This is a genomic window from Caballeronia sp., from assembly GCF_028292365.1.
Lineage (GTDB): Bacteria > Pseudomonadota > Gammaproteobacteria > Burkholderiales > Burkholderiaceae > Caballeronia.
This window is the reverse complement of the sequence record NZ_JAQGMM010000647.1, coordinates 1-22,509: the sequence shown is the minus strand read 5'-3', so window position 1 is coordinate 22,509 and position 22,509 is coordinate 1. Positions and strand designations below refer to the sequence as shown.

Below are 22,509 nucleotides of genomic sequence, written 5' to 3'. Positions count from 1 at the left end.
GCAGACAAGAAACAGGCAAGCTCAGGACACATGCTCCGGGCGTCAGATGTCCAGACACGCGCGCAACGTCCGCGCGAGACGGCCTGCATCTTCCGCATCGGCAATGTTCGCAAAGCCCATCACAAGGCCGCGCGGCGTGCGGCCCACGCGGCTGTTCGCGTACCAGATCGAAAGCGGCAGCACCGCGAGCCCCGCCTCGCGGGCGCGTCCGGCGACGGCGATGTCGTCGACCGGGCCGTCGGGGCCTTCGGCGAACTGCACCGCGAACTGGATTCCGCCTGGCGGCAACTCGACAATCAGCCGCTCGCCAAACGACTCCTCGAGCGCGTGCACGATCAGCATGCGCCGCTCGCTGTACAACGCGCGCATCCGCTTCAGATGCCGCGCAAAATGGCCCTGCTCAATGAAGTCCGACACGGCCGCCTGCAATAGCGTCGGCGATCCGGCGTTCATGCTGTGCGCCACCCGCCCGACGCGCTCGACGGCCCGCTCCGGCACCACCGCATACGCGAGCCGCAAACCGGGAAACATCACCTTGCTGAACGTGCCGCAATAGATCACGCGATCGCGCCGGTCGAGGCTCTTCAAAGCCGGCAATGGCCGGCCCAGATACCGGAACTCGCTGTCGTAGTCATCCTCGACGATCCAACTGGACGCTTTCTCGGCCCACTCCAGCAGTGCCACGCGTCTTGCGAGCGACAGCGTGTGCCCGAGCGGGCTCTGATGTGACGGCGTGACCAGTGCGAAGCGCGCCTGGGCATCCAGCAGCGTGCCGCGCTCCACGTCGATGCCTTCACTATCCACCGGCACCGGCACGAGCTGCACGCCGGTCTCGGCGAGAAAACCGCGCGCCAGCAGATAGCCGGGATCCTCGAACCACACGCTATCGTTCGGGCGGGCAAGACTGCGCAACACGAGCTCAAGAGTCGCACGGTAGCCGCCGGTAACGAACACCTGTTCCGGCACGCAGGTCACGCCGCGCGACAGCCCGAGATAGGTGGCGATATGTTCCCGCAGCGGCCGGTAACCGGCAGGATCCGGGTAGGCGAACATCTCACGCCCACCGCTACGCGCGCGATAGGAAACGAGCTTGTTCCACACCTTTCCTGGAAACGCGTCGAGCGCGGGCATGCCTGGTTGCAACGGCCTCGGCGCGCCGCTCATGGCGACGGCGATGGGCAACGGGCGCGGCGCCGATTGGCCGCGCGGCGTCTCCGGCGTGCCAGCATCTTTGGTGCCCCGGCTACCGTGCGCGCCCTGAACCTCTTGCGCACGCGATGAGTGCATCACCGATGCCGGCAGCGACGGTGATACGACCGTACCCGCTGCGCCGCGCATCTGCAGGTAGCCCTCGTCGACGAGGATCGTGTAGGCCAGCTCGACCGTGCCGCGCGCCGTGTTCAGTTGCGTGGCGAGGCTGCGCAGCGCGGGCACGCGATCGCCGGGACGCAGGTGCCCCGCGGCAATCGCGGTCCTGAAACGCTCGCAGATCTGCAGATAGATCGGCAAGTGATGCTGCCGATCGATTTCGATGGTCAATGCGGGTGTCGGCACGGTAATAACGGTCTCGCGGGCAAGAGGAGGGCAAACAACTTGGACTAGTCAGGTCGACTGTTCTTGTCACTTTTCGGTAGAACATGATGCTCCCACAATACCCCCACACGATGCGACCGCGGCGAACACTTCACGCAATACGATCCCCGCCAGTGCCTCGCACGTTCAATTACTTTCATCTGGAGAATTTGCCATGAAAATCGTCGTAATCGGTGGTTCCGGCCTGATCGGCTCGCGTGTAGTCAAGCTGCTCAGCGAGGCAGGCCATGAGGCGCTCGCTGCATCGCCGAGTACCGGTGTGAACGCTGTGACGGGTGAGGGCCTGAGCAACGCGCTCGTGGACGCGGACGTCGTGGTGGATGTGACGAACGCGCCGTCATGGGAGCCGCAGGCGGTGCTCGACTTCTTCCGCACCTCGGCGCGTAACCTCGGCAAGGCCGAAGTGGCCGCAGGGGTGCGCCATCACGTCGCGCTATCGATCGTCGGCTGCGACCGTACGCCGGAGAACGCGTATTTCGTTGCCAAGGTCGCGCAGGAAGAGGTGATCGAGGCGGCGGGCGTGCCATACACGATCGTGCGCGCGACTCAGTTCATGGAGTTCATTGGGGGTATCGCAGATTTCGGCACGGACGGCGGCACGGTGCGCATCGGCGAAGGACTGTTTCAGCCGATCGCCGTGGACGATGTCGCTGCGATCCTCACGCAGGTCGCGCTCGCCGCGCCGCTGAACGGCAAGGTCGACATCGCCGGCCCAGACCGCGCGCCCTTCGCGGAGATCGTCACGCGTTATCTGAAATCAGTAGGCGACGCGCGCCCGGTGGTGACGGATCGCGATGCGCGCTACTACGGTGGCTATGTCGAGGAACAATCACTCGTGCCGCTCGGCGAAGCGCGGATCGGCCGCGTCAGTCTCGACCAGTGGCTCGCACAGGCTAAAAAAGCATGAGCACATCACAAAAGGTTGTCGTGGTTACCGGTGCATCGCAAGGCATTGGCGCCGAAGTCGTGAAGGCATTTCGGAAACTCGACTACCGCATTGTTGCGACCGCGCGTTCGATCAAACCGTCGGATGACGCGAACATTGTGACTGTTGCCGGTGATATTGGTGACCCGGCAACCGCCCAACGGGTCATTTCCGAAGGCGTCGCCAAGTTTGGCCGGATCGACACGCTGGTGAACAACGCCGGCATTTACATCGGCAAGCCTTTCACCGAACACACCGCGGAAGACTTCGCCGCTGTGGTGAACGTGAATATGGCGGGCTTTTTTTACATCACGCAGCTCGCGATCGCCGAAATGGAAAAGCAGTCGAGCGGCCACGTGGTGAGCGTGACCTCCAGCGCCGTTGACGCTGCGATCAGCGGCGTGTATTCGGTACTGGCCGCCCTGACGAAGGGCGGTCTGAACGCCGCCACGAAGTCACTGGCGATCGAGTACGCCAGGAAAGGTATTCGCGTGAATGCCGTCGCGCCGGGGATCATCAGGACGACAATGCACGCGCCGGAAACGCATGAAGCGCTGGGCGCCTTTCATCCGCTCGGGCGCATGGGCGAGATGAGCGATATCGCCGACGCGATCCTGTTCCTTGATTCTGCTCCGTTCATCACGGGAGAAATCCTGCACGTCGACGGCGGTCAGAGCGCGGGTCACTGAAATTGATGGGGCACCGCAAACCGGTGCCCTTTCGTATTCCTATAGAAAATACATCTTCACCGACCGCTCACGTCGACAAGATATCCTTTGACTGAATCCGCTTTACGCCCACGCGATCCATGTTTTTTCGTGCAGCCGCAAGTGAGCCGTTGAGGTCAATCGGACGCGTTGCGTCTTCAATGACATAAGCCTGAAACCCCGCCTTGCGGGCGTCCATTGCTGTCCATGCAACGCAGAAATCAGTCGCTAGTCCGGTCACGAACACGGTGTCGATACGCCGCTGCTTCAGGTATCCCGAGAGGCCGGTTTCTGTCTTGTGATCGGCTTCCTCGAACGCGGAATAGCTATCCATGTCCTTGCGAAAACCCTTGCGTATGATCACTTGTGCAGTCGGTAGCTTGAGGTCCTTGTCGAGCGCGGCGTCGTCGGTGCCCTGCACGCAATGATCCGGCCACAAGACCTGCGTGCCGTACGATAACTGCGTCGTCTCGAACGGCTTCTTGCCGGGATGGGAACTGGCGAACGACGCGTGTCCCGCCGTGTGCCAGTCCTGCGTGATGACAATGTTCTCGAACTTGCCAGCCAACTCGTTGATGAGTGGCACGACCTCGGCGCCGCCTTTCACTGGCAACGTTCCGCCGTCGATGAAACAATTTTGCACGTCCACGACGATCAATGCAGATTTACTGCCGGGCTTGATGTGTTTGCCTGATGGTGTCGATGCTGCCAGAACGCTCAGGCTTGCAAGGCCAAAAAGATGCGCCAGGCCGAGCGCGGCGGTCGACTTGATCAGTGTCCTGCGATGGTTTTCTCCCATGGCGAATCCCTTTTTCGATTGAAGTCACGATCATAGAGGCGCCAAATTTATTACACGCTTCATCTTGATGCACCTGTCTCGTCGAAAGCCCCCGCATAAACGGTTGCATAAAAATCCGCGGCGCAGGCGAAAGAACGCCAGCTTGGAACAACGGGTCAAGGCGACTGTGCCCGTCTCAGTTCGACCTGGATGGAATGGAAAACGCAAATCAATTGGTTTTCGCGCTGTCGAAGCTGGATGCAACTCCTGGAATGGGATTGACTGCATGAGGCGCCGGCGGTATCTTTTCTGCCGAAGTATCACGTCCCCTGCGCCGCTTCGCCGTCCCTTTTGATTCCGTGCCGGCTGTGGAGGCTCGTTCGCACAGAAACCCGGACCTAAGTCATGCGTATTTACTTCCAGAACGCGTCCATCCCGACGCGGGCCGTCGATCGGCTCAAATACCGCCTTTCGCTGAAGGAATCTCAGGCGCGACAGGTAACCTCGGAAATCTTCGGCTATAAAGACTGGACCGAGCTCCACAGCGAGCTGGGCAGCAAAGCAGCTTCCGCGCTTGACGAGGCATGTGACAGCGTGACGCTGACCGAGAGACGCGACTATCAGGCGTCGAAATTGGTCGCATCGTCCATTGATCTTCACGGTGAATCCGCGGACGACTTTGTTCGATGGTGGCAACCATCGGCCGCGAATCCGCAAAAAGAGGGCGGCGACTCAACCGAAACGCCGTTTGCCGGTTCAAAGGAAGAAATGAGTTTTCATGAGGCGCTAAGCACGTTGGCTCACGCCGCGCACCAGCCTGTTGGCCGCTTCGAACAAGCGCTCACGACCGGCATACGCAGAACCGAAAACGAGAGCTCGCTGAGGTTTGCGGAATCGATTGCTGATGAGTTGCTAAGCGGCAACCGAAACCGGGAACCCGAAGTGGCTCGTCATCTCCTCGAGGCTTTGGCCCGGCGAGGGCTGCCCCGGTCGATACTCAACCTGGCGACGAGCCTGGATCTTGGCGATGGTGGACCGAAAGACGAAAAGAGAGCCGCAGCCTTGCTTGAGCAGTTGGCTAAATCTGCTACAACTCCCGATGATCTGAAGCGAATTGCCGAATCACGCCTGGGGGCTTAGCACCGGCAGAAAGAAGGTCGTGGATGGGGTGCGGGTCGATCCCAATCCACGCTACGGGAGGTCGCTATGCATCTCGCCGGCACCATACTTCCGATCTTTGCCATCATCCTGATGGGTTGGCTTGCCGGCGCCTCAGGCTACCTGCCGCGCGCGCTGGCCGCGCCGCTGATGCGCTTTGCCTACTACGTGGCAATGCCCTCCCTGGTCTTCCAGACGATTGCCGACGAGTCGCTTCACTCGCTCCTTGACTGGCGCTTTCTTGCTGCGTTCGGCGGCGGTTCCCTGATCTGCTTTGCGGCCGTGATGATGTTTGTGCGAATTGCGTGCGGCGCAGGCGTGGGAAAGAGCGCAATGCTGGCCGCGGCCGTGTCGATGACGAACACCGGATTCGTGGCGCTCCCTATATTGAAGACGCTTTTTGGCCAGCCAGGCGTGCTCTCAGCGGCGATTGCGACCGTATTTGTCGGCGCGATGATGTTTCCGATACTGGTTCTGCTGCTCGAGATCGGGCGATACGACACATCGCACAACGTACGGACGGCCGCGCTGATACGGCAAGTCGTCACCAATCCCGTCATCCTTGCCACGATTTTCGGACTGCTTTGGTCGATCCTCGGTTCGCAACTGCCCGGACCGGTCGCGTCGATTCTCACGATGCTTGGGGAAGCCTTGACGCCATGCGCGCTGTTCGCCATTGGACTTGATCTGACACTCACCGAACTGCGCGAACGCCTGGGTCTCTATGCGTTGCTGACGGCGCTCAAGCTGGCCATCATGCCGCTCGTGGTCTACGCACTTTGCGTTGCGGCAGATCTCGGCCGGACTGCGACTATCGCCGCCGTTGTGTGCTCTGCCGTGCCCACCGCCAAGAGCGCGTACGTGCTCGCGGTTGAGTACGACGTCGAAAAGACTGTAGTGGGCGCAGTGATCTCGATGACTACGCTCTTTTCAGTCATCACGCTGCTCGGTTGGCTTTACGTTCTGTAGCGCGGCGTTCAATCTTTTTTTGAGCATCGAGGAAGTTGGCTGTCGAATTTGAGCGCGTTCATTCGTCGTCGTGTTGAAGGCACCGCAGGTCTTCTCGGGATAATCCGAGAGAATCACTTTTTTACGGGAGAAACGAAATGCGTGTGATGGTCATGGTCAAGGCGACCCCGGAATCCGAAGCCGGTCAAATGCCGAGCATGGAACTTATCGAAGCGATGAGCCGATACAACGAAGAACTCGTCAAAGCGGGCATCATGCAAAGTGGCGACGGACTGAAACCGAGCTCGGCGGGCGTGCGCGTCAAGTTTTCTGGCAAAGACCGAACGGTCGTTGACGGTCCCTTTTCCGAAACTAAAGAACTGATTGCCGGGTATTGGCTCTGGCAAGTCCAGTCGATGGACGAAGCGATCGAATGGGTTCGCCGCTGCCCGAACCCGATGCCAAGCGAATCTGAAATCGAAATTCGACCCTTCTTCGAGCCTGCGGACTTCGGTGAAGCGTTTACACCCGAACTCCAGGAGACCGAAAGGCGGTTGCGCAAGGAGATCGACGCGCAACGTCGCTAATGGCGTTACGCGGCGCAGCGTCTTCGTGACTATCCGATTTGGCTGGCGCAAATCGACTCATCGCGGATCTTCGCTGCAAGTGATACTCCCGGTCTGCTAACAGTTGCGAGCTGGCCGCGAGCTGGCGTTCCGGGCGGACTCTCATGATCGAAGGGGGAAGCATGGCTCGACTGCTATCGGTGAATGTCGGACTGCCGCGCGATATTGACTGGAAAGGCCGTACGGTCCACACCGCAATCTGGAAGGAGCCGGTGCATGAGCGTTGTTGGGCCGGCCGGTTGAATCTGACTGGAGATGGCCAGGGTGACCTGGCCGGACACGGAGGCGAGCAGCGGGCCGTGTTCGTCTACCAGATCGAATCGTATCGCCATTGGCAGGCGCAACTGAAGCGGACCGGTTTCGTCTACGGACAATTCGGCGAAAACTTCACGATCGAAGGCATGCCGGACTCCGCAGTGTGCATCGGCGACCGCTATCGGATCGGCACCGCCTTGTTCGAGGTGACGCAACCCCGGGTGACGTGCTACCGCGTCGGCATTCGGACGAACGAGCCCCGCATGCCTGCGTTGCTGACATCCAGCGGGCGGCCCGGATTCTATTTCCGCGTCTTGCAGGAGGGTGCCGTCGGCGCTGGCGACGACATCATGAAAGTCGGTGAGGCAGCAGAGCGCATGAGTGTCGCCGAGATCAACGCGCTTCTGTATTCGTCCCATCATCCGCGCGATCGGTTGGAACAGGCGTTGCGCATCGATGCACTTTCGCCCGGGTGGCGCGGGTCATTCGAGGCGTTGCTGCGGGACACGGCGAAGGGTGGTGCGAGTGGGAACGCGGGACTTGCGCCTGCCGTCGCTGCGCATCCGGTCGCGCCCGGATTTCGACCGCTCACGGTGACGGCGATCGAACCGGTGTCCGCCGATGTGCTCTCACTGACGTTGCAGAGCATGAACGGCCAAGCGCTGCAATCGGCGCTACCCGGCCAGTATGTGGTGTTGCGTCTGCCACGGCCCAACGGCGGCCCGGCACTCTTTCGCAGCTATTCGCTTTCAGGCGCCGCATCGACAGAACGCTATCGGATTAGCGTCAAGATCGAGCCGAATGGGGCAGCGGGAACCTACCTGCGAACGCAGGTCCATGTGGGCGAAGCACTCGACGTCAGCGCGCCGCGCGGCAGTTTTGTTCTGCAGCCGGGAGACGGTCCGCTGGTGCTGCTCAGCGCTGGAATAGGCGTGACGCCCGTTCTTGCCATGCTGCACGCTGTGGCCGCGGCGGGCTCGACGCGGCAGGTGTGGTGGCTGCACGGCGCCCACGATCGGCAGCACCACGCATTCGCGGATGAAGCCCGTGGTCTTGTGCACGCACTGACGCATGCGCGCAGCTATGTCTGCTACAGCAGGCCGGGGTCGAGCGAGCGCGTGGGGGACGATTTTGATGCGACCGGTCACCTGTCGCGGGCGGCTCTCGACGAGGCAGGCGTGCCGCGAGAGGCGAATTTCTACCTCTGCGGCCCATCGCGCTTCATGGCGGACATAAAAATGGCCCTCGCTAACCTGGGCGTCGCGCCGGAGCGGGTTCACGCCGAAATCTTCAGCGGCGGTGAGGCGATGACACCCGGAATCGTTGGCGCTACGGCGCGTGCGCCACATCTGCCGGAAGAGGATGCCGACACCGGGCCACTCGTTTCATTCGCGCGCAGTGGCATCGCGGCGCACTGGAATGCGGCGCTGCATCCGAGCATCCTGGATCTGGCCGAAGCGTGTGACGTACCGGTTCGATGGTCGTGTCGAACCGGGGTTTGTCATAACTGTGAAAGCGGACTGGTTTCAGGGACGGTCAGCTATGGTCCGGAACCGCTCGACATGCCTGCGCAGGGGAACGTTCTTGTCTGCTGCGCCCAGCCAACTGGGGACATCGTCATTGATTTGTGAGCGCAAATCTGTTTGCCCCTTTGGGTGACGAGCGGATCTTTCAGCGGCGCTGCCCATAGAGAACGGTCACGCACCAATCTGCGGGAAATCTGGCCGCAGGTGGAGCGTCAGAGCTACGCATATCACAGCGAACCCGAGGCGCGGGGCGACGATCGCCACCAGCATGGCGGTCGTGAAACCCGCGAGGGCGATGAGCGATCGAACCCGCGCCGTACGCCGCGTCCGCGCGGACACCACGGCGGCGTCCGCATTGGTCAATGCCTGGTATTCGAAGGCGTTGTACGCCATGTCGATGCATATGAACAGGCCTGCATAAAATATGACGGACTGCGATGCAAGCTGGGTCTTTGCTGTCCACGCGGTCGCGAAGGGCAGCAGCGAGACGAGGAAGAGATGAATGAAGTTGGTCCATATCATTGTCAGCGTCGGCGGACCGACGAACCGCATCAGGTGATGGTGATTGATCCAGATGATCGCGATGAAAAGATAGCTTACCGCGTAGCTGAGGGCGATAGGCCAGAGAGGCAACAAGGCTGAGAACGAACGCTCTTCGGGTGCCTTGAGTTCCAGCACCATGATGGTCACGATCACTGCAAAGACGCCGTCTGAAAAAGCATTTAGACGTTCGGCGGTTTCTTTCGCTTCACGCATGGCGAGTTCCCTGGGATGAGCAAGCGGTCAGTCAAGCTTGGTCAAGCTGACGCTGCGGATGGTTTCTGCAAATATGAACCGGCATTGCCAGGACACTCATCCAGAGCATTTCGATAGCCGAACCGGACTGGTTCTTCACGCCTTGTCCCCACGCTTGCATATAAGCCCGGATGTCAGGTGGGTCTTTAGCTCTGCAGCGGCATGCGCATCGCTTTGAAACCCCGCCGCATTCAGCCGAGCGGCGACACGCCCACCACACGCGTATGGGCCCACAGCAGCATGAACGCGTACAGCCCCAATCCCGCGACGACCACAATCACATCGTTCATCGCCGAAGCCGGCGCGCCCGGCACCGGGCGGACGTTGGGGCGTCGGCTGACCGAGATCAGGTCCGCCACTGCCCAGAGGAGGAAAGCGCCGAACAGCAGCAGATCGTTCAGCGTACCGTTGGCGACCAAATGTGCTACCGCCCACAAGATCACGGCGAGCAGCATCGGATTTCGGGTCAGGCGTTTAACGCGACCCGGCAGATAAGCCGCAATCAGCAGAGGAAATACCGGCAACATGAGCAGAAACGCGAGGTGCCGCAGCGGCAGCGGCGGTGCGTAGACCACGACCGGTGTTTGTCGCGCGATGCCGTAACCGTAGATCATCGTGACGAGACTCGCGATCGACACCAGCGCGTACAGTCCTTTCCACCCGTACTCGCCCATCCGCGTGGCTTGCGCGTCCCGCCAGCGTGGCGCGACGATGGAGATGGAGTGAATACCGAGGAAAACCAGGAGACCTGCAACGAAGATTGTCATAGGTTCGATTGAATGTTGACGATAGCAACATTTAAAATAGATGCTGTGCTTATGTTCGTCAAGCTAAAATTGACGACGTCAACATTGGCGGAAACAGATGACGATCAAAAAGACAAGCAAACCAGCCAAACAACCCAAACAACCATTAATCGCCGTGGCCAAGCGTCCGTATCACCATGGCGCATTGCGTGAGGCAATGCTGGAAGCAGCCGAGCGCATCCTCGTTCGCGAGGGCATTGGCGGGCTCACGCTGCGAGCCGCTGCGCGCGAGGCCGGCGCTTCTCACGCCGCGCCCAAGAACCACTTCGACAACGTGACCGGACTGCTCAGCGAGTTGGCCGCCGTCGGTTTTCGCCGCTTCGAGCGTCGCCTGCTCGAAGCGGCTGCTGCGGCCGCCGCTCCCGAAGCGCGACTTGCCGCCCAAGGGCGCGCCTACGTTGAGTTCGCGACGGAGTTTCCGGGTCTCTTCATGCTGATGTTTCGTAGCGAGCGGCTCGACCTCGAACGACCGGGTTTGCGCGAAGCGATGAGCGACGCACTGTCGGTTCTGCGCGCGGCGGTCGGCGCGCCACAAGAGCCCGACGCCCCCCTGTCCACAGACGGCGCCGCGCGGGTCGTGACCGCCTGGGCACTTGTCCACGGGTTTGCCATGCTGCAGATTGACGGACGCCTCGACGCCATAGTCCGCGGCTTGGCTGAAGGCATGGACGCAATGTCACTGCTCGATGTCATTCTCAAGTCGGGCGGCGGTCAACTAAGAAGTAGCGACCCGCTCGCGTGCCAGGAAAGATGACCGCCACCTTGATTCCGAAGCCGGCTGAGTCCGAAAACCACGTTTGAATTTGTGATGGACGCAGACCGCGTGACTGCATTGAGACACTGGAACTCGCGTGCTGAAATGATCCTGACGCGTATAGAGGATAGCGAACCAATCGACGCCATGGACGAGGACGCGTCGACCTGCGGTTAGAGCGGGTTTCACTCTACTCAGCGCGACCGCTGGGGGCGGACGCGGAGACTTGAGGCGTCGGAGATAACGCACGTTCTTGCGGCGCATCGTTTTTACAGAACGTATACGGTGGCAAGCGTTCTTTCGACACGGCAATTACTGCGGAAGGTCAACAATACCAAGCGATCCGAAAAAAGTACGGTTTTCGCAAGATCGACACTATAAAAAGCGGGAGTACTATGACCGACGACGTTACGGCTTTGATCGAAGAAATTCAACGATACGCGAGAAACCGCGCGCAGGACGTGACACGTGGCGCGGAAACGCCGGCACTGGCCGCGTTGATGATCGAAAAATTCGGTGAAGGCTTGGTGAAGGCAGGGCATTTGCTGGGCGTTGAGCGAGTCGATGCACTGAAGGATGAAATCAGCCGTCTGGTACGTGTGGTCGATGCGCAATACCCCAAGCATCTTCAATACCGTTTTGAAGCGCGCCCGGCGGGACTTGCCATTAATGGCGAGTCCCACTGATCGTTGCCTATGCCAATTTTTATGGAGAATGTTATGGCTTTCAAACAAACCAAGGGCAACATTACTGTTGAGGCTTGTGTCCTGCCGTCTCCCGGCCAGATGTTTAAAGGCGCAATTCGCGTCACAACGATTCGTGACATGAAGACGATCGAGCGAGTGACGGGGCGCGGCTGTGGTCGCCCTGTGCGCGACGCTGACGCAGCATTGGCGATGGCTGAAACCGCCGCCAGACAGATGATCGGTGCCTAAGCGCTTAAGCGCTCACACGCCTAACCGCTGCAATGGAGCATTCCGATTGCTCATGGAGGCAGTGCGCTCCATTTCCTTGCAAGATCCAGTTGCTCCACACGGTCGATCAACGCCTGGGTGAAGACGCGGATTTTAGCGGGCTGATGGCGCCTGCTCTGGTAAGCGATATTGATGGTGAGACGGGGTAGTTGCCAGTCTTCGAGCAAGGGCACTAGACGCCCGGCAACAATATCGTCATGAACAATGTACAGCGGCTGAATCACTATTCCCATGCCAGCATATCCCGCCGCGCAGATCACCTGCCCCTCGTTTGAATCCAGTGCGCTTGTGATCGGGATATCGTGGCTTTCTTCTCCCCGTGTGAGGTGCAGCACGTAGGGGTCAAGCGCAAGGTTATAGACAAGCATGCGGTGACCCGCAAGGTCGTCGGGTGTCTTGGGACGCCCATGCCTCGCCAGATATCCGGGCGACGCTGCCAGTACGCGTCGCGTCTCGGCCAGACGCCTCACCGTGATGCCGGAATCGCCCTCGTACTCACGCGTGCGAATGGCCACGTCGATGCCCGCTTCGATGAAATCCGGATACCGGTTGGCCGCCACGATCTGCACCGATAATTCCGGATACTGCAAGCTGAACTCGGGCAGCCACGGCGCAATGTGCATCATTGCGAACGAGACGGAACTCGTGACACGCAACGTGCCGCGCGGGTTCAGCGCGGCGTCGCCGGCGGCGGAATCAGCCTCGGCCATCTCCGCCAGTATGGTGCTGCAGCGCCGGTGATAATCGCGTCCGGCATCAGTCAGCCAGAGCCGGCGCGTGGTTCGCTCGACCAGCCTTGCACCCAGCCGCTCCTCCAGCGCACTCAACGTCCGGCTGGCCGCGGCGTTCGACATGTTCAGCTTCTCCGCCGCTTTCGAAAGGCTGCCGGTCTCCGCCGTCAGGACAAAAAATTCGATCTGGGTGAATCGGTCCATAAAAGATTTTTCCGCCAGGTGGAAATATCATTTCACTATCGCTCGTTTTATTCCGGCGAACCAAGGACTAATATCGGCGGAATCAGGCTCGCTGATCATTACCCGCGGCGGCTATAAAAGGAGACACCCGCAATGCGCAATATCGACGAAGACACCATCACGCAGGCTGTCCTTGCAGCAATGGATGGATGTGGCAACCTGCGCCTGCATACCGTCATGACGAGCCTCGTGCAGCATCTGCACGCATTCGCCCGCGAAGTGAAGCTCACCGAGGACGAGTGGTTCACGGCCATCAAATTCCTGACCGACGTGGGCCATATCACCGACGACAAACGCCAGGAGTTTGTCCTGCTGTCCGACACGCTGGGACTTTCCATGCTGGTCACCACGCAGAACAACAGGAAACCTGCAGCGTGCACAGAGGCAACGGTATTGGGGCCCTTCTTTGTAGACGGCGCGCCGGAGTACCAGAACGGCGATGACGTATCGAACGGCGCGTTGGGCGCACCGTGTTTTGTGCAGGGTCAGGTTCGCGGTGTGAACGGCGAGCCTGTTGCCGATGCGTCAATCGATGTCTGGCAGTCGGATGAGGACGGTTTTTACGACGTGCAGAAAACGACTGATGACGTTGGCAACATGGTGCATAGCGCACGAGGCAAGTTGCGCACACAAGCCGACGGACGCTTTCATTTCCGGTCGATTCTCGCGGAGGCCTATCCGATCCCTCATGAAGGCCCGGTCGGAAGAATGCTCGATGCGCTCGGACGACATCCGTGGCGGCCCGCCCATCTGCATTTCTGGATCAAGGCGCCGGGTTACGACACGCTGATCACGCACGTGTTTCGCGACGGTGATCAGTATCTGGATTCGGATGCGGTGTTCGGTGTGCGGTCGAACCTGGTCGTGGAATGGGTAAAGCACGAACCCGGCATCGCGCCCGATGGCACCGTGATGAGCACGCCGTTCTATACGCTCGAATACGACTTTGTCCTCAACCGCCAAGGGGTTGCGGCATGATTCGGCACATTGTCATGTGGCGCGTGAGTGGAGATACGCCTGAGGAGAACCTCGCGTCGCGTCAAACCGTCAAGCACCGCTTCGAAGGGCTACGAGGACGTATTCCCGGAATGATCCATCTGGAAGTTGGCATGGATTCGAGTGCCGCGGATTATGCCTGCGACGTTGTCCTGGTTGCCGATTTCGAATCCCAGCACGCGCTTGATGCCTATGCCAATCATCCTGAGCATTTGCGCGTGAGGCAGCAGCTTGGACGTCTCCGGACTGCGCGGTTTCAAGTTGACTACGCGGTCGAATCTTTGACGCCGGCTTCACTATCAACCGCGGAGACGGCAAATGCACGCATTTGACTTCGTCTATTCGGCGCGGGCGGCGCGAGTGGTGTTCGGCGCAGGCAGCCTGCAGCATCTTGAACGTGAAGTGCTGAACCTGAACGCCGGGCGTGCGCTGATCCTGTGCTCTCCACAACATCGTGATGTTGCTGAAGCACTCGCAGCACGCCTTGGCACGCGTGCTGCGGGAATCTTCGATCGCGCGGTCATGCACGTGCCAGTGGAGCTCGCGGTTGAAGTCCGGGAACTGGCTAAACGATTAAATGCGGATTGTGCAATTGCGCTGGGCGGTGGCTCGACCATTGGACTTGGCAAGGCGATTGCGCTCGAATCGGATCTACCCATACTCGCTATTCCCACGACCTACGCGGGCAGCGAGATGACGCCCATTTTCGGTTTGACAGAAGCGGGCCTGAAGCGAACCGGAACCGACTTGCGGGTGCTTCCCAAGACAGTAATCTACGATCCCGAATTGACGCTGACGCTTCCGGCGCAACTGTCGGTGACTAGCGGTATCAATGCGATTGCGCACGCAGCTGAAGGACTCTATTCACGCGATGCCAATCCGATCACCAGCTTGATGGCGGAAGAGGGTATTGCGTCGCTGGCGCGTGCATTGCCGGTGATTGTCGCGCATCCGGAGGATAGCCACGCGAGATCGCAGGCGCTATACGGCGCATGGTTGTGCGGCACGGTGCTGGGAAGTGTCGGTATGGCCTTGCATCACAAGCTCTGTCATACGCTTGGCGGAAGTTTCAATCTGCCGCACGCAGCGACGCATACCATCATCCTGCCGCATGCACTCTCTTACAACGCGAGTGCCGCGCCTGACGCGATGAAGCGGATAGCGCGCGCACTCGGACACGACAACGCAGCGATGGGTGTGTATGAACTCGCGAAGGCGAATGGCGCTACGGTCGCGCTTAAAGACATCGGCATGAGTGCGGGAGAGCTTGATCGGGCCGCGGAGATTGCGAGCGCCAATCCGTACTGGAATCCGCGCGCTGTGGAATACAACGCGATTCGATCGCTGCTCCAGGACGCTTTCGATGGTGTACCGCCACAAGCGGCGTGCAGCGGCGCGATTACCTGAAGCCGTCTTACTCGACGTGTTCAATCGACTTGCAGACTACAACTAACTCGAAGATTGCCGCAAGTGAACTCGCGGTAGTGGGGCAACCAGCGGGGCAATAAGCACGTTGATCATCCGACCCGTGCAGCCACTAACGGTTCCGGAGTAGGATAGACAGCGCTTAACTGAATTCGCAGAAGCGCCTCATTCCTGCCTGACCCCTTTCTCCACTGAGTCTAAACGAGTCCAAACGAGTCCAAACATGAGCCAGACAATCTACGATATTCCCGTGAACTCCATCGACGGCGCAGCGCTTACGCTTGAGCCGTTCAAGGGCAAGGTCTTGTTGATCGTGAACGTAGCTTCCAAGTGCGGGCTCACGCCGCAATACGAAGGCCTGGAAAAACTCTATGAGGACAAACGGGCCGAGGGCCTGGAGGTGCTGGGTTTTCCGGCGAACAACTTCAAGGGTCAGGAGCCAGGAAGCGACGCCGAGATCGCGGAATTCTGCAGCTCGACATACGACGTGAAATTCCCGTTGTTTTCGAAGATATCCGTGGTCGGTGCTGACCAGCATCCGCTGTACCAGACGCTGACCAGCACGCAGCCGGACGCAACGGGTGACGGCCCGTTTCGTGAGCGGCTCAAAGGCTACGGCATTGAACCTAACCCCGCGCCTGAGGTGTTGTGGAACTTCGAGAAATTTGTAATTGGCAGGGACGGGCGCGTGGCGGGCCGTTTCTCGCCGGATGTCACGGCAGATGATCCACGCCTGCTTGAGGCTATTGAAACTGCACTGTCGAACTAAGCTAAGCAACGGTTCGACAATACCGCTGCGTCTGCGCGGTGAGACCGCCGGCAGGACCGGCGACCCCATCGCGCAGCAACTGACATTTAGTCCACACGCAACAAGTGCGAATAGCGCTTAACGTTGCTCGGTCGCGTAAGAAGAACTCCCGTTCGCATCAAGGAGCGCTCAACCAGGCTTAAGAGGTTGCTGCTGCAACCGACCTGCCCACCATCAGGTAATGAATCAGCGCGATGATAGGGAACACGCTCGCGACCATAGCGGTCAACGTCCATCCGCCATGGTCATACAAGCTGCTGGCGAGCGCAGACCCAATCGCGCCGCCAATGAAGATGCTGGTCATATAAAGCGCATTCAGCCGATTGCGGCTGGCCGCGTGCAGCGCATAGATCTCACGCTGGCCGAGCACCATGCTCATCTGCACGGCGAAGTCCAGCACAACACCGGTCACCACGAGTCCGCCCACGCCCCACGCCGGATGAATCAGTGCCGGTGTGAACGCGAGCGCCCCGACCACGAGGGCTATCAACGTAGCGCGGACTGAGTGCCCGGCATCGGCAAGCCGCCCTGCCACCGGCGCGGACGTGGCGCCTATTGCACCGACCAGCGCGAACACGGCAATCGCATTCTGCGACAAGCCGTAATGACGTGTCAGTTCGATCGGCACCGCGGTCCAGAAAAGGCTGAATGCGGCGAACATCAACCCTTGATACAACGCGCGATGACGCAGTATAGGCAAGGTCACAACCAGCTCGCCAAGCGAATGAATCAACTGAAAGTAGGTCGCCTGATGCGAGGGCTGGCGGCGCGGGATTGTCAACGCCAGGACCGCCGTCACGATGGCCATCAACACGGCCGCCGAGCCGAATACCGTGCGCCAGCCAAAATGACCGGCCACCACGCTTGAGATCGGACGTGACAACAATATGCCGAGCAGAAGACCGCTCATGATGTTGCCGACCACGCGGCCACGCGATTCGTCGGGCGCAAGATGAGCGGCCAGAGGGATCAGGATCTGCACCGCCACCGAACTGAAGCCGACCAGCAACGACACCGCCAGGAACGCGCCCGGCTGGCGCGTGACCGCTGCCAGGGCGAGACTGAAGATCGAGACAATGGCTGTTGTGATCATCAGCTTGCGGTTCTCCAGCAGATCGCCGAGCGGAACCAGGAAGAACAGTCCGAATGCATAGCCGATCTGCGTAAGCGAGACGATCAGGCTCGCCATCCCGCCGGACATGTGAATGTCCGGCGCGATGAGCTCGGTGATCGGCTGCGCATAGTAGAGGTTGGCGACAATCGCGCCACAGCAGAACGCGAACAGTGCGATCATGCCCTGGGTTAGCTTGACTGTGCCGCCGTTCTGGCCGGCAGCAGGTGCGTTAGGCGTCATGTGATAGATCCTTCAGTAGTCGAAACTGTTTTTAATGGCCGATGTTCATCACGCGGTTTTCAAGCGGCACGTGAACAGTCCACTTGACGATCCGCCGACAATAACCCCGCGCGGCTTCACTGACGTGTTCATGTGGTGCTCCGTTCGAGCGCTGCCCGCAGCGCGTTGGCGAATACCGCCGGCGGTTGTGCGCCGCTGATCGCTTCGCCCGCGATGAACACGGTCGGCACCGAACGAACGCCTTGCTGTTGAGTCAGTCGCTGCGCTGCGAGCACCGCTGCGAGACCTCGGCCTTGCAAAAGGTACTCTTCTGTAGCGGCGGCCTCGAAGCCAGCTTCAACTGCAATATCAACCAACGTGCCAAGCAGGCCAATATCGTGACCCTCGGAGAAGTACGCGGAGAATATCGACTCATAGAGCGCTTCGGTCTTGCGCGCGTCGTCCACGCTCGATGCGTACTGCATCAACTGATGAGCGAGGCGTGTGTTCGGCGTCCTGCTGACCCGGTCGTAGTTGAATTGCGCGCTGGCAGCCAGACCCGTCGCCGCAACCTGCGCGTCCATCCCTTGCGAGCGTACCCAACTGCCGAACTTGGCCGTCCGATATTTGCGCCGGTCCATTCCATCGGCGGGCATCGCGGGGTTCAGTTCGAACGGCACATACTCGATTGAAACGGGTACCGGCAGGTTGGCTGCGCGAATTCCCGAGGCCAGATTCAGATGGCCGATCCAGCACCACGGACAAATAAAGTCGTAGTTGACAGAGAGTTCGATGACCTTCACGGCGCGCTCCTGAGGAAGATTACGCACAGGATATCGATTGCAATTTGTTAGTAGAATACGTTCGCAGAGCAATCTCGCGTTGCGTGCCACGCAACGCTCGCACAGCGGAGCCATCAAAGTGGACAAACTGGTCGCATTGACGACGTTGCTGGAAGTCGCCGAGGCCGGCGGCTTTTCCAAGGCCGCCCAGCGTCTGGGAGTGGCCACTTCATCGGTCACACGCCTGATGGATGCGCTTGAAGCGTCGCTTGGTACCGCGCTACTGACGCGCACCACGCGGCGCGTCAGCCTCACCGACGCCGGCACCGCTTACGTCGAGCAGATCACCAAGGTGCTGGACGATCTTGCTGAAGCCGACGACAGCATCTTCGATAGCGGCGCGGCGCCCGTTGGCGCGCTGCGTATCTCCGTGCCGACTGCCTATAGCCGGCTGTGCCTGGCACCTCATCTTGCTACCTTCCTGAACGAGTATCCCCGTGTGGTCCTCGACGTGGTGGTCGCCGACCACTATGTCGACCTGGCTGCCGAGCGTATTGATGTCGCGATTCGAATCGGCTTGCCCGCACGCGATGAAAGCCTGATCGTCAGGAAGCTGGCCGACAACAAGCGATTTGTCGTGGCGAGCCATGAGTACCTGGAGCGGCACGGCACGCCTGCCGAACCGCAAGCGCTAACTCATCATGAATGCCTGCGCTTCGCGTATGGCGGACCGCGTCGGGCTACAAGGCAGGTGTGGACATTTCGCCATGGAGACACGGAAGAACGGGTCGAAGTACGCGGCCACCTGATTGCCAATAATCCTGACGTGCTGTTCGAAGCCGTCCTCGCGGGCAGGGGCATTGCACTGGTGCCCGAGTGGCTGGCGGCGCCGGAGATTGGTGCCGGCCATCTGCTGCGCCTCTTTGAAAATACCGAGGTCAATCCGCATGCGGGCGATTCGGTGATCTATGCGGCTTACCTGCCGAATCGCCGTCATTCGAGCAAGGTACGCACCTTCGTGCAGTTCCTCGCCGTACGCGTGCAAACGCCCACGGTGGAATGACCGGCAGCAGGGTGCTAGTGGGGCTAGTGACTGGTCGAGCTTTCGATGTCCGACACAATGCAGTTACGCCCGCCCAGCTTGGCGCTGTAAAGCAGCTTGTCGGCGCGTAGCAGAAGGGCGTCGAGCGTCTCACGCCCCGTTTGGGAAGCCAGCGAGATCCCGAAGCTCAACGTGACTGTAAAGCGGACGCCATCCAGTTCCAGCGCGGTAGCCGCCAGGCGCCGCCGCAATTCGTTGGCGGCGCCAATGGCTTCGCTGGCATCATCGACTTTTGTCAGCACGGCGAATTCCTCGCCGCCGAGGCGTGCCACGATGTCCGGCTGACGCCATATCTCGCTGCATAATCTTCCAATCGTCTGCAGCGCCAGATCGCCGGCGGCGTGGCCCAGGGTGTCGTTGATCTGCTTGAAGCGGTCCGCGTCGAACATGATGAGGACTTGCTTGGCTTCTGTCGCCGTGCGCCGGCTTAGCGAGGCGGTCGCCTTGCGTTCGAACGCGCGGCGATTAAGCAAGCGGGTCAGGAAGTCGGTGTCGGCAACGGTCTCGAGTTCGCGCAGCAGAATATTGCGCTCATGCTCGAGCCGCATTTTTTCGATGCTGTTTTCCTTCAGCACCAGGATGGCGTGGAACAGGCTGCGGATCTCAAGCCGGTGTTCACCGGGAGGAATGGGCGTCTCGAGTTTTCCATCGGCGATCGCCATGATGATGTCCGCTGCTTCAATAAACGGTTGAACGAACCGCCGCCTGAAGTACACGGACGCAATCAGCAAAAGGTAAAGAACGCCCGCCGTGCCAATCGCGCTCGCAACCAGGAACATCAGCGATTCATTGCGATGTCCTTTGACTTCGGTTTCCGCCAGATCCAGCACATAGTCGCGAAATTGCACGATGGGCCGCATGGTCGGCACATACTCCGCAGCCAGTTCGGCAGCCGTGAGATTGGCTCCTTCCGGGCGCGTTGCCATTTCGCGGACGCGCGCCATGTAGCTCAGGCCATTGTCGTAATAGGCGCTGGTAAGGCGCTGATACGTGGTTGCGCTGATGGGTGTATGTTCCACGCGGGCGGCGATCAGGCTGCGCAATTCGTCAATACGTCCTTTAGCGCGTTCTTGCGCGAATAGTTCGGCTTCACTCAGGGGCCGGTGAGCGGTCAGCGCCGCAGTGAAGGTCGACCCCAGAAGCCCAGCCTGTTCACGAAGTTGAGCGGTCAACCGAGCGGTCAAGACGCAATTCAGTGCGTTCGGATCGCCGCGCACAATACCGGCACCGCTGGCATTTGCCAGTGGCCCGAAATTGGGAATGACGGCGATCATCTGGTTGACCGCGCTTAGGACAGCATCATGGTCACGTTTCTCTATGGGCTGAGCGATGAGGCTGTCGACTTGCTTGCGGGCAGCAACAAGCTGTGTTTGTACTGCATCTACAGACGCACGTTCAATTGTGCAGTTGGGACACACGTCACTTGCAATCAATGATCGCAGCACCGCCAGGCGCCGGTCGCTTTCGGCACGCGCATTAATTAGGGGAAGTCGCAACGCCGGCGCATTCCGGGCGTCTGCGCCTAGCGCGCCGTTAGCGGGGCCACGTTCCGCCGATACGCTTTCCATGGCGAGTAATGCGGCGCGAAAGCGGACTAGTGATTGAACCCCATTCTCCGCCAATGAATAGGCGCGTGATTGATGCAGGAGTAAGGGCGTCGCAAGGCTCAGGACCAGCACGCACAGAGCGGCCGTTGTCAGCTTAAGTCGCTTGGCAAGCAAGATCCGGGTTGAGGGCATTTTTGTTAATTCGCAGCAGGTCGCTTGTCTGGCACATTCTATAAACAGGGCGACTTATTGCAGCCGGTGATTCAACATACCGCAGCCCGCCGGAATCGTCTACTCGGACAAAACACGATCGTTAGACCGTTTCCTTTCGAAAAAACCAGCGAGTTGTCTATCCGGAACTGTGGAGCTGTTGTCGAGGAAGGTTTAAGCGCAGATGATTTTCCTTAGTTAACGGCACGTTAGCCGCTTTCTTTATTGGCTAAGAGCACATGCGTTCATTTGCTGTCTTGTCAGTTAAACCGCGAATGCGCCACTCATGCGGGCTACTCCAGTCCTGGCATCCGTCCGACTTAACCGATCTAACGAACCGATTTAACAATTCGATGCGAGAGCACGGCCTGCATGCTGTCACGCATTTCTTTTCCGTGTAGCCTAAGCCGCTGTTACCTAAGTCGCTGTCACGTCATCGAAACTCGATACTCTTCTTTCCACCCAGCCCGCGCCTCGACAAAGGATCCGCAGAAATGAGCTACATCCACTTTATCGGTGGCGAAAAAGGAGGCGTCGGCAAATCGCTCGTCGCCCGCGTATTAGCCCAGTATTTTGTTGATCGGAGCATCCCGTTCACGGGTTTCGACACCGACAAATCGCACGGCGCGCTACTACGGTTCTATGCGGATTTTGCTGCACCGGCCGTGCTTGATCGTCACGATAGCCTTGACCCCATCATTGAACATGCGCTTGAGGATCCTCAGCGGCGCATCCTGGTTGATCTTGCCGCGCAGACGCAGCAGTCTCTCGGCAAATGGCTTGATGACGCCGACGTAGTTGGTCTCGCGCAAGAGCATGGGTTGACGCTGACCTGGTGGCACGTCATGGACGCCGGGCGCGATTCGGTCGACCTGCTGCGGCAGTGGCTCGACCAGTTCGGTGGACGGATCAAACTGGTGCTCGTGCTGAATGAGGTTCGTGGTGATCGGTTCGAGATTCTGGAAGCCTCAGGGGAACTCGCCCGGGCCAAAGCGCTGGGTGCTAGCGTGATCAGCCTGCGGCGCTTGCCCGATACCACGATGCAGAAAATCGATCAGCATGGTGTTAGTTTTTGGGCGGCCGTTAATCACCAGGATCGAGCGGCTTCCGGGCTTGGTTTGCTGGAGCGGCAGCGTGTCAAGGTGTGGTTGAATCGGGCCTATGGAGAAATGGGTAGTCTGGCGTTGTAGTGGGTCGCCAGATAATAGATAGTCATACAAACTAAATAGAGTAAAAATAAGCGCGGACAGTTCTGTTTAACTATCCGCGCTGATTCCTGCGAGAAACACCGCTATCCTCCGGCCGAAGCTGGAAGATAGCGATCATTGGCTACGCGCCAATCAAGCGCCTCAAGCCTGAACTGCCGCCAGTGCAGCGTTCAGTGTCTTGCTCGGGCGCATCACTGACTCCAGCTTCGCAAAGTCCGGCTTGTAATACCCGCCAATGTCCGCTGCCTCACCCTGGACCGCCGACAGCTCAGCCACGAT

24 protein-coding genes are annotated in these 22,509 nt (G+C 59.7%); 15 read left to right on the top strand and 9 right to left on the bottom strand.

What is annotated here, in order from left to right; all coding sequences use genetic code 11:
* Positions 1-42: 42 nt before the first annotated feature.
* The gene (locus JWR14_RS37385) at positions 43-1,560 is read right to left on the bottom strand and encodes a PLP-dependent aminotransferase family protein (RefSeq protein WP_299719688.1); all 1,518 of its coding nucleotides are present in this window, start codon (positions 1,558-1,560) and stop codon (positions 43-45) included.
* Between the two features lie 187 nt (positions 1,561-1,747).
* Between JWR14_RS37385 and JWR14_RS37380 the strand changes: the two genes are divergently transcribed.
* Positions 1,748-2,500 carry an SDR family oxidoreductase gene (locus tag JWR14_RS37380; protein ID WP_299719651.1) on the top strand — a complete coding sequence of 251 codons (753 nt, stop codon included), beginning with the start codon at positions 1,748-1,750 and terminating at the stop codon, positions 2,498-2,500.
* Positions 2,497-3,207 carry an SDR family oxidoreductase gene (locus tag JWR14_RS37375; protein ID WP_299719648.1) on the top strand — a complete coding sequence of 237 codons (711 nt, stop codon included), beginning with the start codon at positions 2,497-2,499 and terminating at the stop codon, positions 3,205-3,207. The genes JWR14_RS37380 and JWR14_RS37375 overlap by 4 nt, the downstream gene beginning before the upstream one ends.
* Before the next feature lie 67 nt (positions 3,208-3,274).
* Here JWR14_RS37375 and JWR14_RS37370 read toward each other — a convergent pair whose 3' ends face one another.
* A complete protein-coding gene (locus JWR14_RS37370; RefSeq protein ID WP_299719645.1) occupies positions 3,275-4,024 on the bottom strand; it encodes a nicotinamidase in 750 nt (249 codons plus the stop codon).
* 384 nt (positions 4,025-4,408) lie between these two features.
* Here JWR14_RS37370 and JWR14_RS37365 point away from each other — a divergent pair, with 384 nt between their 5' ends.
* From JWR14_RS37365 to JWR14_RS37350, 4 genes are all read left to right on the top strand, one after another.
* On the top strand, positions 4,409-5,143 hold the full coding sequence (locus JWR14_RS37365) for a hypothetical protein (RefSeq protein WP_299719643.1): 735 nt from the start codon (positions 4,409-4,411) through the stop codon (positions 5,141-5,143).
* Positions 5,144-5,209: 66 nt separating this feature from the next.
* A complete protein-coding gene (locus tag JWR14_RS37360) occupies positions 5,210-6,130 on the top strand; it encodes an AEC family transporter (protein ID WP_299719641.1) in 921 nt (306 codons plus the stop codon).
* A gap of 137 nt (positions 6,131-6,267) precedes the next feature.
* Positions 6,268-6,696 carry a YciI family protein gene (locus JWR14_RS37355; RefSeq protein ID WP_299719639.1) on the top strand — a complete coding sequence of 143 codons (429 nt, stop codon included), beginning with the start codon at positions 6,268-6,270 and terminating at the stop codon, positions 6,694-6,696.
* 161 nt (positions 6,697-6,857) lie between these two features.
* Complete coding sequence (locus JWR14_RS37350; protein WP_299719637.1) at positions 6,858-8,621, top strand: MOSC and FAD-binding oxidoreductase domain-containing protein; 1,764 nt, start codon at positions 6,858-6,860, stop codon at positions 8,619-8,621.
* Between the two features lie 66 nt (positions 8,622-8,687).
* On the opposite strand, the gene JWR14_RS37345 is transcribed toward JWR14_RS37350, so the two are convergent.
* Both JWR14_RS37345 and JWR14_RS37340 read right to left on the bottom strand, forming a co-directional pair.
* A complete protein-coding gene (locus tag JWR14_RS37345; RefSeq protein WP_299719635.1) occupies positions 8,688-9,272 on the bottom strand; it encodes a TMEM175 family protein in 585 nt (194 codons plus the stop codon).
* A 230-nt stretch (positions 9,273-9,502) separates the two neighbouring features.
* On the bottom strand, positions 9,503-10,078 hold the full coding sequence (locus JWR14_RS37340; RefSeq protein ID WP_299719632.1) for an NnrU family protein: 576 nt from the start codon (positions 10,076-10,078) through the stop codon (positions 9,503-9,505).
* Positions 10,079-10,175: 97 nt separating this feature from the next.
* Between JWR14_RS37340 and JWR14_RS37335 the strand changes: the two genes are divergently transcribed.
* The 3 genes from JWR14_RS37335 to JWR14_RS37325 all read left to right on the top strand — a co-directional run bounded on the left by JWR14_RS37335 (position 10,176) and on the right by JWR14_RS37325 (position 11,806).
* Positions 10,176-10,871: a TetR/AcrR family transcriptional regulator gene (locus JWR14_RS37335; protein WP_299719628.1), complete on the top strand. Its 696-nt coding sequence runs from the start codon at positions 10,176-10,178 to the stop codon at positions 10,869-10,871.
* Positions 10,872-11,266: 395 nt separating this feature from the next.
* Positions 11,267-11,557, top strand: coding sequence for a hypothetical protein (locus JWR14_RS37330; RefSeq protein WP_299719626.1), 291 nt, complete (start codon positions 11,267-11,269; stop codon positions 11,555-11,557).
* Between the two features lie 33 nt (positions 11,558-11,590).
* On the top strand, positions 11,591-11,806 hold the full coding sequence (locus JWR14_RS37325) for a hypothetical protein (RefSeq protein ID WP_299719624.1): 216 nt from the start codon (positions 11,591-11,593) through the stop codon (positions 11,804-11,806).
* A 50-nt stretch (positions 11,807-11,856) separates the two neighbouring features.
* Here the strand turns inward: JWR14_RS37325 and JWR14_RS37320 are convergent, their stop codons facing one another.
* A complete protein-coding gene (locus tag JWR14_RS37320; protein WP_299719622.1) occupies positions 11,857-12,780 on the bottom strand; it encodes a LysR family transcriptional regulator in 924 nt (307 codons plus the stop codon).
* Between the two features lie 132 nt (positions 12,781-12,912).
* Here JWR14_RS37320 and JWR14_RS37315 point away from each other — a divergent pair, with 132 nt between their 5' ends.
* From JWR14_RS37315 to JWR14_RS37300, 4 genes are all read left to right on the top strand, one after another.
* Positions 12,913-13,797 carry an intradiol ring-cleavage dioxygenase gene (locus JWR14_RS37315; RefSeq protein WP_299719620.1) on the top strand — a complete coding sequence of 295 codons (885 nt, stop codon included), beginning with the start codon at positions 12,913-12,915 and terminating at the stop codon, positions 13,795-13,797.
* A complete protein-coding gene (locus tag JWR14_RS37310; RefSeq protein ID WP_299719618.1) occupies positions 13,794-14,147 on the top strand; it encodes a Dabb family protein in 354 nt (117 codons plus the stop codon). The genes JWR14_RS37315 and JWR14_RS37310 overlap by 4 nt, the downstream gene beginning before the upstream one ends.
* Positions 14,134-15,222 (top strand): maleylacetate reductase, encoded by a 1,089-nt coding sequence (locus JWR14_RS37305; protein WP_299719616.1) that lies wholly within the window; start codon positions 14,134-14,136, stop codon positions 15,220-15,222. Before JWR14_RS37310 ends, JWR14_RS37305 begins: the two co-directional genes overlap by 14 nt.
* A gap of 241 nt (positions 15,223-15,463) precedes the next feature.
* Complete coding sequence (locus JWR14_RS37300; RefSeq protein ID WP_299719614.1) at positions 15,464-16,009, top strand: glutathione peroxidase; 546 nt, start codon at positions 15,464-15,466, stop codon at positions 16,007-16,009.
* 178 nt (positions 16,010-16,187) lie between these two features.
* Here JWR14_RS37300 and JWR14_RS37295 read toward each other — a convergent pair whose 3' ends face one another.
* Positions 16,188-17,402, bottom strand: coding sequence for an MFS transporter (locus tag JWR14_RS37295; protein WP_299719611.1), 1,215 nt, complete (start codon positions 17,400-17,402; stop codon positions 16,188-16,190).
* A gap of 128 nt (positions 17,403-17,530) precedes the next feature.
* Positions 17,531-18,184, bottom strand: coding sequence for a DsbA family oxidoreductase (locus JWR14_RS37290; RefSeq protein ID WP_299719609.1), 654 nt, complete (start codon positions 18,182-18,184; stop codon positions 17,531-17,533).
* Positions 18,185-18,302: 118 nt separating this feature from the next.
* Here JWR14_RS37290 and JWR14_RS37285 point away from each other — a divergent pair, with 118 nt between their 5' ends.
* Entirely contained in the window at positions 18,303-19,226 is a 924-nt protein-coding gene (locus tag JWR14_RS37285) for a LysR family transcriptional regulator (RefSeq protein ID WP_299719607.1), read from the top strand.
* Between the two features lie 23 nt (positions 19,227-19,249).
* Here the strand turns inward: JWR14_RS37285 and JWR14_RS37280 are convergent, their stop codons facing one another.
* Positions 19,250-21,004 carry a diguanylate cyclase gene (locus tag JWR14_RS37280; protein ID WP_299719605.1) on the bottom strand — a complete coding sequence of 585 codons (1,755 nt, stop codon included), beginning with the start codon at positions 21,002-21,004 and terminating at the stop codon, positions 19,250-19,252.
* 512 nt (positions 21,005-21,516) lie between these two features.
* Between JWR14_RS37280 and JWR14_RS37275 the strand changes: the two genes are divergently transcribed.
* Positions 21,517-22,212, top strand: a complete 696-nt coding sequence (locus JWR14_RS37275) for a mobilization protein (RefSeq protein ID WP_299719602.1) — start codon at positions 21,517-21,519, stop codon at positions 22,210-22,212.
* Between the two features lie 159 nt (positions 22,213-22,371).
* On the opposite strand, the gene JWR14_RS37270 is transcribed toward JWR14_RS37275, so the two are convergent.
* The coding region (locus JWR14_RS37270; RefSeq protein ID WP_299719684.1) for an NADP-dependent isocitrate dehydrogenase at positions 22,372-22,509 on the bottom strand (138 nt) is incomplete at its 5' end.

Coding starts and splice junctions, on each gene's coding strand:
- JWR14_RS37325 (WP_299719624.1), top strand. CDS start 11,591: ATGGCTTTCAAACAAACCAAGGGCAACATTACTGTTGAGGCTTGTGTC.
- JWR14_RS37335 (WP_299719628.1), top strand. CDS start 10,176: ATGACGATCAAAAAGACAAGCAAACCAGCCAAACAACCCAAACAACCA.
- JWR14_RS37305 (WP_299719616.1), top strand. CDS start 14,134: ATGCACGCATTTGACTTCGTCTATTCGGCGCGGGCGGCGCGAGTGGTG.
- JWR14_RS37310 (WP_299719618.1), top strand. CDS start 13,794: ATGATTCGGCACATTGTCATGTGGCGCGTGAGTGGAGATACGCCTGAG.
- JWR14_RS37300 (WP_299719614.1), top strand. CDS start 15,464: ATGAGCCAGACAATCTACGATATTCCCGTGAACTCCATCGACGGCGCA.
- JWR14_RS37345 (WP_299719635.1), bottom strand. CDS start 9,272: ATGCGTGAAGCGAAAGAAACCGCCGAACGTCTAAATGCTTTTTCAGAC.
- JWR14_RS37275 (WP_299719602.1), top strand. CDS start 21,517: ATGAGCTACATCCACTTTATCGGTGGCGAAAAAGGAGGCGTCGGCAAA.
- JWR14_RS37350 (WP_299719637.1), top strand. CDS start 6,858: ATGGCTCGACTGCTATCGGTGAATGTCGGACTGCCGCGCGATATTGAC.
- JWR14_RS37355 (WP_299719639.1), top strand. CDS start 6,268: ATGCGTGTGATGGTCATGGTCAAGGCGACCCCGGAATCCGAAGCCGGT.
- JWR14_RS37370 (WP_299719645.1), bottom strand. CDS start 4,024: ATGGGAGAAAACCATCGCAGGACACTGATCAAGTCGACCGCCGCGCTC.
- JWR14_RS37365 (WP_299719643.1), top strand. CDS start 4,409: ATGCGTATTTACTTCCAGAACGCGTCCATCCCGACGCGGGCCGTCGAT.
- JWR14_RS37375 (WP_299719648.1), top strand. CDS start 2,497: ATGAGCACATCACAAAAGGTTGTCGTGGTTACCGGTGCATCGCAAGGC.
- JWR14_RS37330 (WP_299719626.1), top strand. CDS start 11,267: ATGACCGACGACGTTACGGCTTTGATCGAAGAAATTCAACGATACGCG.
- JWR14_RS37320 (WP_299719622.1), bottom strand. CDS start 12,780: ATGGACCGATTCACCCAGATCGAATTTTTTGTCCTGACGGCGGAGACC.
- JWR14_RS37340 (WP_299719632.1), bottom strand. CDS start 10,078: ATGACAATCTTCGTTGCAGGTCTCCTGGTTTTCCTCGGTATTCACTCC.
- JWR14_RS37360 (WP_299719641.1), top strand. CDS start 5,210: ATGCATCTCGCCGGCACCATACTTCCGATCTTTGCCATCATCCTGATG.
- JWR14_RS37280 (WP_299719605.1), bottom strand. CDS start 21,004: ATGCCCTCAACCCGGATCTTGCTTGCCAAGCGACTTAAGCTGACAACG.
- JWR14_RS37295 (WP_299719611.1), bottom strand. CDS start 17,402: ATGACGCCTAACGCACCTGCTGCCGGCCAGAACGGCGGCACAGTCAAG.
- JWR14_RS37380 (WP_299719651.1), top strand. CDS start 1,748: ATGAAAATCGTCGTAATCGGTGGTTCCGGCCTGATCGGCTCGCGTGTA.
- JWR14_RS37315 (WP_299719620.1), top strand. CDS start 12,913: ATGCGCAATATCGACGAAGACACCATCACGCAGGCTGTCCTTGCAGCA.